This window comes from Bifidobacterium sp. M0404 (assembly GCF_016101415.1).
GTDB lineage: Bacteria > Actinomycetota > Actinomycetes > Actinomycetales > Bifidobacteriaceae > Bombiscardovia > Bombiscardovia polysaccharolytica.
In genome coordinates this window covers 1,008,334-1,020,412 of sequence record NZ_JACFQP010000001.1, presented here as the reverse complement: position 1 = coordinate 1,020,412, position 12,079 = coordinate 1,008,334, and the positions used below count along the sequence as shown (strand labels likewise).

Annotated in this window: 9 protein-coding genes; 3 read left to right on the top strand and 6 right to left on the bottom strand. The window is 56.9% G+C overall.

The window, feature by feature from the left end; translation table 11 throughout:
* Positions 1-522 precede the first annotated feature (522 nt).
* The 3 genes from H3T93_RS04180 to H3T93_RS04170 form a co-directional block, all read right to left on the bottom strand.
* Positions 523-1,086 carry a hypothetical protein gene (locus H3T93_RS04180; RefSeq protein WP_144176736.1) on the bottom strand — a complete coding sequence of 188 codons (564 nt, stop codon included), beginning with the start codon at positions 1,084-1,086 and terminating at the stop codon, positions 523-525.
* 277 nt (positions 1,087-1,363) lie between these two features.
* A complete protein-coding gene (locus tag H3T93_RS04175) occupies positions 1,364-2,428 on the bottom strand; it encodes a hypothetical protein (protein ID WP_144176737.1) in 1,065 nt (354 codons plus the stop codon).
* Between the two features lie 135 nt (positions 2,429-2,563).
* Entirely contained in the window at positions 2,564-3,415 is an 852-nt protein-coding gene (locus tag H3T93_RS04170) for an AraC family transcriptional regulator (protein WP_186363862.1), read from the bottom strand.
* 266 nt (positions 3,416-3,681) lie between these two features.
* Here H3T93_RS04170 and H3T93_RS04165 point away from each other — a divergent pair, with 266 nt between their 5' ends.
* Both H3T93_RS04165 and H3T93_RS04160 read left to right on the top strand, forming a co-directional pair.
* Positions 3,682-5,181 carry an oligopeptide:H+ symporter gene (locus H3T93_RS04165; protein WP_046322601.1) on the top strand — a complete coding sequence of 500 codons (1,500 nt, stop codon included), beginning with the start codon at positions 3,682-3,684 and terminating at the stop codon, positions 5,179-5,181.
* Positions 5,178-7,349, top strand: coding sequence for a glycoside hydrolase family 127 protein (locus H3T93_RS04160; protein ID WP_046322602.1), 2,172 nt, complete (start codon positions 5,178-5,180; stop codon positions 7,347-7,349). The genes H3T93_RS04165 and H3T93_RS04160 overlap by 4 nt, the downstream gene beginning before the upstream one ends.
* A 13-nt stretch (positions 7,350-7,362) precedes the next feature.
* On the opposite strand, the gene H3T93_RS04155 is transcribed toward H3T93_RS04160, so the two are convergent.
* Positions 7,363-8,781 carry a DHA2 family efflux MFS transporter permease subunit gene (locus tag H3T93_RS04155; protein ID WP_046322606.1) on the bottom strand — a complete coding sequence of 473 codons (1,419 nt, stop codon included), beginning with the start codon at positions 8,779-8,781 and terminating at the stop codon, positions 7,363-7,365.
* Positions 8,778-9,227 carry a MarR family winged helix-turn-helix transcriptional regulator gene (locus H3T93_RS04150; RefSeq protein WP_052733277.1) on the bottom strand — a complete coding sequence of 150 codons (450 nt, stop codon included), beginning with the start codon at positions 9,225-9,227 and terminating at the stop codon, positions 8,778-8,780. The genes H3T93_RS04155 and H3T93_RS04150 overlap by 4 nt, the downstream gene beginning before the upstream one ends.
* Before the next feature lie 712 nt (positions 9,228-9,939).
* Between H3T93_RS04150 and H3T93_RS04145 the strand changes: the two genes are divergently transcribed.
* Entirely contained in the window at positions 9,940-10,794 is an 855-nt protein-coding gene (locus tag H3T93_RS04145; protein WP_046322609.1) for an AraC family transcriptional regulator, read from the top strand.
* 290 nt (positions 10,795-11,084) lie between these two features.
* Here H3T93_RS04145 and H3T93_RS04140 read toward each other — a convergent pair whose 3' ends face one another.
* A complete protein-coding gene (locus H3T93_RS04140) occupies positions 11,085-11,966 on the bottom strand; it encodes a class I SAM-dependent methyltransferase (protein WP_198214738.1) in 882 nt (293 codons plus the stop codon).
* Between the last annotated feature and the right edge of the window lie 113 nt (positions 11,967-12,079).

Sequence of the window (12,079 nt, the reverse complement as noted above, 5' to 3'; positions counted from 1 at the left end):
CCCCCCCCCCCGGTGCCTCCTAGTGCGGCCGGCGCGGCAGTGTCGGCAGCACTAGGCTCGCTTGCAGCAGTGTCAGCTGTGGCAAAACTGCCTGCGATAAGGCTTGCGGGCAGGATTATGGCGAGCAGAATACTGACGGCCATAGCTGGTCTACCTGTTGTGTACGAATGCCGACGCATGCTAATTACGATCCCCTTCCCCAGGAACAGCGGCCAAGCTATCGGATACCCCCATCTTTCAGGCCAGCCGTAGGCCAGGTACAATCCCGACAATCTGAAACAACTTTATCACACCTGGTCTTATAACACTCAGGCTATAACGACACCCAGGTTATAACTGCATTGTGGCTTCTTAACGACGATATTCGGGCTGTGAAGGTTGTCGAATATCGGGTTTCGTTACTTACTGTTCCACGACTTTGGAGGCTCCGGACGGCAGGCAGAATGGGACGCACGTTTGCTGTTTACTTGTAGCTGCTTTCGATCAACTTCCTGCAGCTCGATTGCATCGCTGGTCTGGCCTCTATAAGTTTCGGATATGCGGGTCGAGCAACGCAATTAATTTGGTCCCACTCGGTTGGTTGCAAGAGAGCTTGTGTGGGTTGCCTTGCGCGATCTCGATTTGTGCGAATGGGAAGAAATTCTTTCCGTCACCTGCTGGGTAATTTATGTCAGAAGAAGAACGCTGCATGGCTTGCCCGTTCACCTTGCATTGCGCGGCATCAGTCCGCTTGAGGTCGGCTCGCTGTGCCAGTACATACAGGGTTCCCGATTTGTTTGCAGAGATGGTTTTGACACTGCCGTCACCAGAAACGTTGTACTTTGTCAACGATGAAAGATAATTGGAGACCTGTTTTACTGATGGCTCTGACCTATTCGATCCCTGGCAACCCGAGAACAGGGCCACACTCATCAATACTGCTACGAGGGCAATTATTTGTTTTTTCCAGATAGCCCCAGCTGTTCTTGCTTTGCTGCGGAATTGGGCTGGCAATGCCGTGAGCCGTCTCACGCGTACCCGGGAATCCCGCTCATGCGCCTCTGCAGGATCAAAGTCTGTCTGTCCAAAAGCCTTTGTCTCCTTCATCAGTTCTCCTTACGCAGGTGGTGGAGGGTTCACAACATTGTTAATTAGATTGATTTAAGTCTCATAACTCAGTAGAGCGGTTATTAGCTGAGGCAAGTTTATCTCTTTCTCCAAGTATACAAAATACTTGCCGACTCGATATTTGCCGACTTGTATCATTCGCGGTCGAATGCTGGCCATATTTACCTGGTTAGTCGCCACTCTTCCTTCCTGTTAGTCGGGTTAGCATCACGAGCGATCCTCACTGTCAGCAGACCCGAAGTCGCAGCGGGTGCTCTCAGGGCAGCTGGTCCATATGCCCGCTGTAGTCATGGTTGACCGGGTTGGTGTTCCAGGGGTAGGGCAGTGCGGTCTGTGGATAGATGTCCGCAAGCAGGTCGTAGCCGGTCGGATCGTATTCGCGTAGCTCGTTCCTGGTGTTGAGCGGGCCTCGGACGCCGTCCCAGTTGTCGTCGGCGCTCTCGGCCATGACGTTGAACCACATGGAGGTCAGGGTGGCGAAGTACTCCTCGATGTTGCCCATCAAGTAGGTGTGGGGCCAGAGACCCGTCTCCTGTGCATGGCTGTAGGCGGCTTGGATTCGGTGAGCCAGGCTCTGATTCTCCAGGCGGTTGATGCCCAGCAGGTGGATGGCGTGGCCGAATTCATGGGCCAGTATGGACTCATTGGGGTAGCGGGTCTGGTGTACGCCCTCGGTGATGCGTTCGATGTTGGCGGCGGAGATGGAAGTGATCGGGTCGCCGATCATGCCTCCATAGCCTTCCACCGGCCGATCCATGATCTGGGCGCCGCCGCGATGCTCGGGTATGTCATAGACGTCCTCGTGCAGCCCATAGATGGCGACCCTGGCGCCCTCGGCGATCATGGTCTTGGCTACCTGCGGCGATGCGGACAGCATGGTGTCGATCAGGTCGGCCGCCAGCAGCCGGGTGTGGTGCTTGACGTCGTCCGATGATTCGATGGGGATGCCACAGCGGCAGTTGGTGAACTGGGTGTATTGATAGTGCCAGTTGTTGACCACGATCTCGACCTCCGGGTCGGCATGCTGGCCTTGTCGGTTGACGATGGCCGCGTCCGCACGTATGGTCAGGCGTCCCAGGACAGTGAAATCCAAGGGTTCCCTGGTGATCAGCGTGGACCGTTTTTTGATGGGTTCATAGACGTTGAGCAGGTTCCACTCCACGTCGGTCCTCTCCATCAGTGGCAGAGGATGCTCGTCCAGGGAAAGGCGGAAATGCCGGGGATCGGCGGCTCCTTTCACCTCCTGATCCCAGTAGAGTTCGATGCGTCGAGAATCGATCATCTGGCTGAAAATCACCCGGGGTGGATTGGTATGAGGCATTGGGGATCTCCCTTCATTGCGGAATCACCTTGTTGTTTTCATCCTATGGGACTTATGGGCGAAACCTCTTTGGCGGGGAGGATTGAGTCAATAAAAACCACCTATTGTTCCCTTCGCTCGACCCTGTGGTCGGCTTCAGTGGGAGTTGAAGTGGCGCTGATGAAAGGTTCTGCGGTAGCGTGTGGGGCTGATGCCGGTGCTGCGTTTGAACACCTTCATGAAGTATTTGTCGTCCTTGTAACCGACGATGGCCCCGATGCTTTCCACTGTGTCGTCGGTCTCCACCAGCAGCGACTTGGCCGCCTCCATGCGGAAGCGTTCGATCTCCTGGGAAATGGTGATGCCGAACTTCTGCCGGTATTTGCGAGACAGGTAGCTCTTGTTGTAGTTGAAGTAGTCGGCGATCTGCCCCAGGCTGATGGGTCCCAGAGCGTGGATGCGGATCCAGTCGCGCACCGGCTGCAGCTCGTGCAGATTCATGGATTGGGTGTGCAGCAGCTGCCTGGTCTGCATAGTCACCTCGTAGAGCACACAGGCCAGGATGGCGTTCAGATAGCGTTGGTCGCCGTGCATCTGGCAGACGTCCAGCAGTTGGTTGGTGATGACGGTGATTCGATCCATGAGCAGATTCTCACTGTAGGCAGGCAGGAGGATGCTCGAAGTCTCATCAACAATGGGGTCATCGCCAGTGCCCTCGACTGGGGTCAGGCCGGGCAGACTGAAATGCATCCAATCGAACTTCAGGCTTTCGGTGATGGTGCGGAATCCCTTGTGCTCCAGTTCGGGCGGGACGATCAGGAAGGTGCCGGGCCCGACCATGTAGCGTGTGTCGCCAATCTGCAGGGGCAGCAAGCCTTGGATGTTGCAGATGATTTCGAAGGTGCTGATGATGCGTCTGCTGTGCTGCCAGCCCGGGTCGCCGATGAAGGTGCCGGCAGAGACCAGCTCGGGCTGGGGATGGCTTTCCTGGTCATAGAACAATGTCATGAAAGTCGACCTCTCATCGGGAAGAATCGGTAAAAATGCTCCACGTATTGTGAATTCTAAGCCACCAGACACGAAATGCACCCCCGTTACCATTGAAGTCAGCATAGGCAGTGGGGCCTAAGCAAGTCAGAAGGAGACGGAACGACTGTGGCAGACCGGACCATACCAGCGCAGGGGTCGGTGACCCAGGTGGCTGTAAAGAATCTATACCTCAAAATCATCCACCTTTTCTATAAATTCACCACCATTCCGGGAGCGATGCAATCATGAAACACACGGAGAGCACCTTGGAAGAGGTCAGGGACGACAAGGGTTTCTTCGGACACCCTCGTGCCATCGGGACCCTGGCTCTGGGCAATTTCTGCAACTCGGCCGCCTGGGGCGCCTTCTACGCCCTGATGATCTACTACCTCTACACCCCCTTCTCCAAGGGGCTGGGGTTCTCCCAAGGGGATGCGGCTCTGATGATCGCGGCCATGGGTGCGGCCAACGGACTGCTCAATATCGTGGGTAGCTGGCTGTCCGACAGGGTCCTGGGAATGCGTAAGGCACTGATCCTAGGCAACCTGCTCAAGGCCATAGCCTTCTTCATCCTGGCTATACCGCCGACCAGTCAGGTCTTCGGGCAGACCATGGCCTACATCGCCCTGGTGCTGCTGTCCATGCCCATCATGGGTATGTCCAACGCCTCCCTGACCGGGCAGCTCTACCGCAAGGAGGACGCTCGCAGGCGCGACGCGGCCTTCACCATCCACCAGTTCGCCAACACGGTGGCCGGAATCATCACCCCGGTCGTGGTGGGCCAGATCGGTCTGAGCAACTACCATATCGGCTTCGCTGTGGCAGGGGTCTTCGCTCTTCTCTACGGCGCGGCCATCTTCTTCACCCAGTATCGGTTCTTCGGACCCCTGGGTGAGGCTCCCATCAAGCCCCTGTCGGCCCGGGAGCGCCAGCGGATACTCAAAGGTCTGGTCATCGGGTTGGTTGTGCTGGCGCTGATCATCGCCGCCCTGGTCCTGACCAAGCATTTCAACCTGAATGCCATAATCAACGCCGTCACCACCTTCGCCTTCGTGGTGCCCATCTGCTTCCTTGTCAACCTGTTCACCAAAAAGGACCTGACCGCCCGTGACCACACCCATCTTCAGGCCTTTCTCTGGTTCTTCTTCGCTCAGATCGTCATGGCCCTGGGTGCTACCCTGCTGACCAGCGCCATCGCCATCTTCCTTGACAAGAAGGTCAACCGGGTGATCTTCGGCATCACCATAGCTCCGGGCTCGCTCCAGGTCATCTACATGGTCATGGACCTGATAGCCGGGCCTATTTTCATCTTCCTGTGGACCAAGACTCGTGCCGGGGCAATCCGGACCACCTATAAATATGGTATGGGACTGCTGGTCACGGCCCTGGCCTTCTTCACGCTGACCATACCCTCCCTGATTCTGGGCGGGAGCGGATCCTCCGGCTACTCCCTCTGGTGGGTGCTGATTTACTACGCCTTTATGGCCCTGTCCGACCAGCTCGTCGGCCCGATTGGCAGTTCTCTGGTCTCCGGACTTTCTCCTGAGTCCTACGAGACCCAGCTGCAGACGGCATGGAACCAGACCGCAGCCATCGGCAATGCCATTGCCATCATCTTCTTCAAATTCTTCCAGACGGCCGACCAGCAGGTCTATCTCTTCCCCATCGTTGCGGTGGCCTTGGTGGCCGTTGCGCTGGTGCTGACCGTCTTCAGTCGTCACATTGAAAGGCAGATGGCAGCATGAGCCGGCAATCCAATATGAGTGGGCCTATCGACATCAGCCAGGCCAGCGTCGACGACCCCTTCTGGTCGGCTGAGCAGGAGCTGGTCAGAACAGCGGTCCTGCCCTACCAATGGAAGGCCCTTAACGACCAGGTGCCTGGCGCTTCGCCCAGCTACTGCATGCACAACTTCCGCGCCGCCGCCGCGCTCAACAAGAGGCTGAATGGGCAGGAGGGGAGCGGAGACTTCCAGCCGCCGACTTACACCAATCAGGGATTCCACTGCCTGCCGGAAGACCCGGCTCATCCCGATCCGGACAAGTTCTATGGTTACGTTTTCCAGGACACCGACTTCTCCAAATGGGTGGAGGCCGTGGGGTACTCGCTGGCGCATCATCCGGATGCCGAGCTGGAGCGGCTGGCCGACGGTGCCATCGACATCGTCTGTGCGGCCCAGCTGGACAGCGGATACCTGGACACTTACTACATCCTCAATGGGATGAACCGGCACTTCACCAATCTCAAGGATCATCATGAGCTCTACTGCCTGGGCCATTTGATAGAAGGTGCCATCGCCTATTACCAGGGCACGGGCAAGACCAAGCTTTTGCATGCGGCCGAGCGGTTCGCCGACTATGTAGCCGCGACCTTCGGGCCGGACGACAATCAGCTGCATGGCTATCCGGGTCATGAGATTGCCGAGATGGCTCTGATCCGCCTGTATGAGGCCACTGGAATCAAGCGGTATCTGGACCTGGCGGCCTACTTTGTCAATCAGCGGGGAACAAGCCCCCTCTATTTCGAGCAGGAGGATCGGCAGAGGGCGGCCCATGAGCATGCCGACTTCACTGTCGACGACAGCAGGCCAGCACCCTATGCCTACTACCAGGCCCATGAGCCGGTGGCTCAGCAACGTCAAGCTGTGGGTCATGCGGTCAGGGCCGGGTATCTGTACGCCGGAGCTGCCGATGTGGCCAGGCTGACCGAGGATCCTGCACTGAATGAGGCGGTGCATGCCCTCTGGCGTGACATTGTTGACAAGAAACTCTACGTCACAGGAGGAGTGGGTGCCGACGCGGATGCAGAATCGCACTCCTACGCCTATGACCTGCCCAACGACACCGGATATTGCGAGACCTGCGCCTCTGTGGCTATGGTCTTCTTCGCCCGAAGAATGCTGCAGCTGGACCCCAGGTCCGAATATGCCGACGTGATGGAGCTGGCCCTCTACAACACAGTGCTTGACGGCATGGCCATGGATGGCAAGAGCTTCTTCTATGGCAATCCCCTCGAGGTCAGGCCGCAGACCAAGCGGAACAAGGATCCCCGCTACAGCTACGTGCCCATCGTGCGTAAACGGTGGTTCGGTTGCGCATGCTGCCCGCCCAACCTGGCACGGCTGGTCGAATCGGTGCAGGATTACGCTTACACCTTAGCCGAGGAAGGGTCCACGCTCTTTGTGCACCTCTACATCGGCGGTAGGATCCAGGCGGACCTGGGAGAGGGGTCGATCGCACTACGGGTGCAATCGGAACTGCCTTGGAAAGGCCGAATCCGCCTAGAGGTCGAGGCTTCCAGTGATGGCCGGACCACCCTGGCTCTCCGTCTGCCTTCCTGGGCTGGCGGCGATGCTGCTGCCGATGCGGTGACCGTTCACACAGGCCAAGGTTCCTCGAACGCCATCAGCCGACGTGTGGAACAGGGGTACCTTTACCTTTCGGGTCCCTGGAAGCAGGGCGATCGGATCGACATCGACTTCGACATGCCAGTGCGTGTCGTTGCCGCCAACCCTCTGGTCAGCCAGGATGCCGGCAAGGTGGCGGTGACCAGGGGACCCATAGTCTACTGCGCCGAGGAAAGGGACAATGGGGCCAATCTGCATCTGCTGCATCTGGACGGCAGCGCCTTGTCGGGTGATGCAAGCCATGTGAAAGTCGAGCCATTCACCTTCCAGGCCGGGGCGTATCTCGACGATCCTCAGGCCGAGGGCCATGTCGATGCGATCAGCCGCAGCATGGTCAGACTGCAGGTGCCCGCTTGGAGGGAGTCAGCAGAGGGAGCTGATACTGCTGCGCTCTACCGTCAATGGCAACCGGTCCGTCGCATGCCGGCCACAGCCACCCTGATTCCCTATTTCGCCTGGTCCAACCGTGGCGAAAACGAGATGAGGGTTTTCCTGGACGTGGACTGAAGGCCACCATCCTTCAAGCGTGCTGCGGTTTCTGAGAGCGGTGCAGGGCGGCCAGGACCAGCAGAACCTCCAGGGCGCCGATGATCAACAACAGGATCAAGGCATGCTGGGAGCCGTTGACGGTGCCCAGCCGCCGGTCTGCGACTGCGGCCTGGCCTGCTGCGACGATGGTGGCCGCCAGGCTGCTGCCGATGGCTGCGGCGAACTGTTGGACGGTGTTGAAGATGGCGTTGCCGTCGGCCTGTTGCTCCTGGCTAAGCCGGTGCAGACCGTTGGTCATGATGTTGCCAAAGCTCAGCCCGATACCCAGCATGAAGAAAATATAGAGGATTAGGATGGCCAGGGCTGTCAGCCGACGGGCGGTCAGGGCAAATCCCAGAAGGCCGATCAGGGCGACACAGCTGCCGCTGATGATGGGAATGCGCGGGCCCAGTTGATCGTAGAGCCTGCCGGAAAGTGGGGCCAGAACAGCTCCGATCGCCGCGCCCGGCAGCACTACCAATCCGGCCTGTAGCGAGGTGCAGCCATCAACCAGCTGCAGGTGGTTGGGCAGGATGAACGAGAGCGCCAGAGCGCTGATCTCGAAGAGGATATAGGCGCCGACGTGCAGGGAGAAGCGCCGGTCTTTGAACAGGCGTACGTCGATGATCGGTTGGGCCTGATGCCGGGCGCGAAGAGTGAACGCTGCAAGGGCGACAATCCCTAGAATCAGAGCTCCGCCGAATCTCCAGGAGAGCCATCCTGCCGAGGCGTTGCTGATGCCGAAGATCAGGCCTGCAAAGCCCAGGACCATCAGGAACACGTCAAGAGGCTCCAAACCGGTCTCTTCCCCGTTCGCTGCCACCGGAACCGAGGGTATGCAGGCCAGGCCCGTCACCAGCGAGATGATCAGTACGGGGATCAGAATGATGAAGACGAAACGCCATCCTATTGTGGTCGCTATCAGACCGCCGAAGGTGGGGCCGATGGCCGGTCCGATGGCCGTAATCAGGGTGCCCACGCCCATCATGGTGCCGATGCGTTTTGTCGGAACCTCCTGAAGGATGATGTTGAACATCAGAGGCAGGGCGATGCTGGTGCCCAGCCCCTGTATGGCCCTTCCCAGCAGCAGGAGGGGAAAGACCGGAGCCAGTGCGTCGATGATCAGTCCAGTCAGGAAGAGCAGGTTGGCGCACAGAAAGAGGGTTCGACTGCGGAATCGGCGCTTGAGGGCCGCCGAGAGCGGGGTTATGGAGGCGACGACCAGCAGGTAGAGGGTGGTCATCCACTGCACGCTGGAGGTCCCGATGCCGAAATGGCTCATGAGCGCAGGGAAGGTGATGTTCATGGCCGTTTCCACGATCACGCCGCAGAAGGACATGATGCCAGTGGCTACCACCGCGCCTATTACCCTGCGGGGGATTGCTGTACTTTGCTCCTTGGTTATGCTCATGGGCGAGGTTCCTTTCCGGCTTGGGTGGAGTCATCGGAATTCAAGGCGATGAAATAGGCCAGCACGCGGTCGAAAGCATCTAAATCACGCTGGTTGAACCGGCGATCCATGGCCTTCTGCTGGCTGTCTATATAGTCCCGCACGGCTTTCTGCAGGCCCCGGGCCTTGGCGGTGGGAGCAATGATGCGTTGACGGCCGTCTCTGGGATCCCGTTTGGCGGCAACCAGTCCGCTGGTCTGCATTCGCTGCAGGATTTTTGTCGTTGTGGACGGGCGGATGTCAAACTCCATCTCGATGTCCCGCTGGGTGTGGTCCTGAGACTCGCCCAGGAAGTCGATGATGGACATCTGCGTGCCGGTCAGCCCGTACTGGGCCGCGTAGGCATCCATGGATCGTGACATGAGGTTGGCCGCCCGTTTGATTCGTTTGCCGTAGTCTTCGCTCAAAGGCTCTCCCTTGGATAGATTGTTAGCTACCTAATGAATAATCTCCCGGGTATGGACAAGCGCATGTGTGCGTATATATAGGTTGTCGACGTAGTCTTCGGAAGGCTCGCCTTTGTTCCTGAGTTTTGCGAGATTCTGCCGGGTAGTAACTTCTGCGGACAGAGGTCAAGTTCAATTCGTCTGCAGTTTGAGCCTCGATAACTGTTGCTCCTTATTTGAGCGATGGCAGGCCTGTAGGACCCAAGTTGCATTCAGAACAGTTATCCAAATGATCAGTATTTCAGCTACCGTCGTCGGGTCGGTGCCAAGGTGGCAAGCGATGTGATCCCAAGTCACGCCACTGTCCCTTTCGAGGTCTATGCGCGGACCGTACTCGCTGACGCCACCGGTTTTGCCTATACCGACAAGAAGATGACTCTGAAGCAAGGTGTGGATGCCTGGCAGAAGCACCTTAAGGAATGTGGTAAGCAGCGGGGCTTCAACGTACACTGATTTTCTTAAAGTAAATGGGAACCTTGCCGTTGCCTTGTATTGTTTGTGTATGAGACCACGGCATTGCCGTATCTGCAAGGATGAAACCCTATGACTAATGTATGTGTTGTCTCGTGGCTTCATGCGTAAGGTCGAAGCCACTGGTTGCTTTCATAGTCCTGAGTCCGTTTAGAGGTCGTCAGGAGCGGCTGTCGTGATTCGTGCGGAAAGGAGGTGCATCGTGGCGAAGCCTGCTGAACACGGTATCGATGTCAATGCTTCTGACTTTTTGATTCACACCCCTTCGGCTATTGCGCGCACGACCTTTTTCTATCCGCTACGGGTGGGCAAATTCTCCTATGAACCCGGTTATAGGTTGGAGCGGCGATCATTTGACAGTTATCTGATCATCCATATCGATAACGGCAGGCTGACGCTGGATCTGCCTGAAGGCTCATTCGTAGCTGAGGAGGGCCGGTTTGCGCTGGTCAATTGCTATGCGCACCATGCATACGGCACTGATGTCCCAACGACCGCTCAATGGCTCCACTTCGACGGCGTCATGGCTCGGCCCTACTACGACTACATCATCAGAAAGCTGGGCAATGTCTTCATGCTCTCCTCCGAGACCTACGCCTTGGAACGGATGCGGACCATTACCTCCTTGATGACAGCGGAAAACGGCTATTCGGAAGCGAGGATGTCCAAATACATCACCGACCTGCTCACCGAGTTTGCCGATGAGCAGCCGCGCTCCTTCAGGCGAAAGCAGGAGGAGGTGGTTGAGGACACGATTGCCTATGTGTCCTCCCACTTGTATGAGCCGCTCACCGTCTCCGAGCTGGCTAAACGAGTCTTTCTGAGCGAGTACCACTTCATTCGATTGTTCAAGCAGGAAACCGGCATCACGCCGCATGCCTACCTGGTGGATTCCCGGATCCATGCGGTGCAGTATTTGCTGGTAAACACCGGGATGTCCATACGACAGATTTGTCAGCAGTGCGGTTTCACATCCGAATCCTCACTGTGTGCCTCTTTTAAGAAGAGCACGGGCTTGACGCCCATGAAGTATCGCAGACTCAAGCAAGGCGAGTAACTGACACGTATTGATTGTGCTATCGGCTCCAGCGGCTTACCCGTATAAAAGCATTTCTAAAATGCGCGGTTTACCTAATCTCACAGCCTGGCCTTCCACGGATCTGTCCCTCGACATTGGCGGGATCGAAGGTGAACGATAATGCGTTATCGTAATTCGGCACGGAGTGCTTCTGTTAATTGCGTTGCGCAACTCATGCTGCAACGGAATTAACAGAAGCCAATCTGCTGGACGGGCCGCCGGGCCAAGTCAGACCATGTCTAAGCAAAACCACGCTCGTACTTGCCCGGTCAAACTTTCTTTCTGGCTACCATCGAGAAGGTCAGGGGGATCTGAGGCTGATTGTGGGGCATGATCCATCCCTGGAGGTCTGGACTGTACTCAAGCATTGGCAGTGACTGCCAGTCGTCCACATTATGCTCGCCGATGGCCTCTATAGTCAGTCCGGCATCCAGAAGAGCACTGCTTATTTCCTGGAAGTCATGAGCCCAATTGTGATTGGTGGTGTGGGTAATTTGGGGTTTTGTCCCATCTTCGAGCGAGTCGGTTGCTGACGTGTAGCTTTGATCCGTCTCGTAGGTCGTTTCTGTTCCGCCAAAATAATCTTGAACTATCGACATGCCCTCATTGTTCAAGGCGAAAAGCAGTGGATGGTTGTCGCGGATCATGAATATTCCACCGTCTGCTAGAAGAGAGGCGATTGAACGAGCCCAGTCTTTCAGATCGGGAAGCCAAGTGATGGTTCCGCAGCTGGTGACGATTACATCGAACGAGCCTTTCTGATCAGGCATGGCATCGGCAGCGCATCGAGCATCGCTTTGAACATAGGTTATGGATGCTCCGGCCCGTTCAGATAGCTTCCTGGCATAATCCAGCGAGGTGGGAGAAAAATCCAGGCCATATACGTCTCGTGCCCCCAAACGCCACCATGAGATGGTATCAGAGCCTATATGGCATTGCAGATGCAAAAGGTGCAACCCTTTGATGCTGTGTTCTGGAAGATGCGGCTTCAAAACCTCCAGATCGCGCAGGGTTACTGACGACAGGGCCGATGGATCATCCGCAAAAGCGTCAAGGTCTCCATAGCCACCGTTGGCATGCACAACTGCCCTGTCATTCCAGTTGAGGAGATTATCCTCTACATCCTCGTTCTGGTGCATTTGATGAGACATGGCGTTCCTTTCGGATGAGGCTTATCGACAATGATTGAGCCGGTCGATGTTCAAAGCAGGTTTTCAAGTGCAGATTTGTGCAGATTTGTTAGTCATGCGCGAATATGCAACTT

Bases quoted from the DNA above. Each gene is read 5' to 3' on its own strand.
- H3T93_RS04155 (WP_046322606.1), bottom strand. From the start codon at position 8,781: ATGAGCATAACCAAGGAGCAAAGTACAGCAATCCCCCGCAGGGTAATA.
- H3T93_RS04165 (WP_046322601.1), top strand. From the start codon at position 3,682: ATGAAACACACGGAGAGCACCTTGGAAGAGGTCAGGGACGACAAGGGT.
- H3T93_RS04160 (WP_046322602.1), top strand. From the start codon at position 5,178: ATGAGCCGGCAATCCAATATGAGTGGGCCTATCGACATCAGCCAGGCC.
- H3T93_RS04180 (WP_144176736.1), bottom strand. From the start codon at position 1,086: ATGAAGGAGACAAAGGCTTTTGGACAGACAGACTTTGATCCTGCAGAG.
- H3T93_RS04175 (WP_144176737.1), bottom strand. From the start codon at position 2,428: ATGCCTCATACCAATCCACCCCGGGTGATTTTCAGCCAGATGATCGAT.
- H3T93_RS04170 (WP_186363862.1), bottom strand. From the start codon at position 3,415: ATGACATTGTTCTATGACCAGGAAAGCCATCCCCAGCCCGAGCTGGTC.
- H3T93_RS04140 (WP_198214738.1), bottom strand. From the start codon at position 11,966: ATGTCTCATCAAATGCACCAGAACGAGGATGTAGAGGATAATCTCCTC.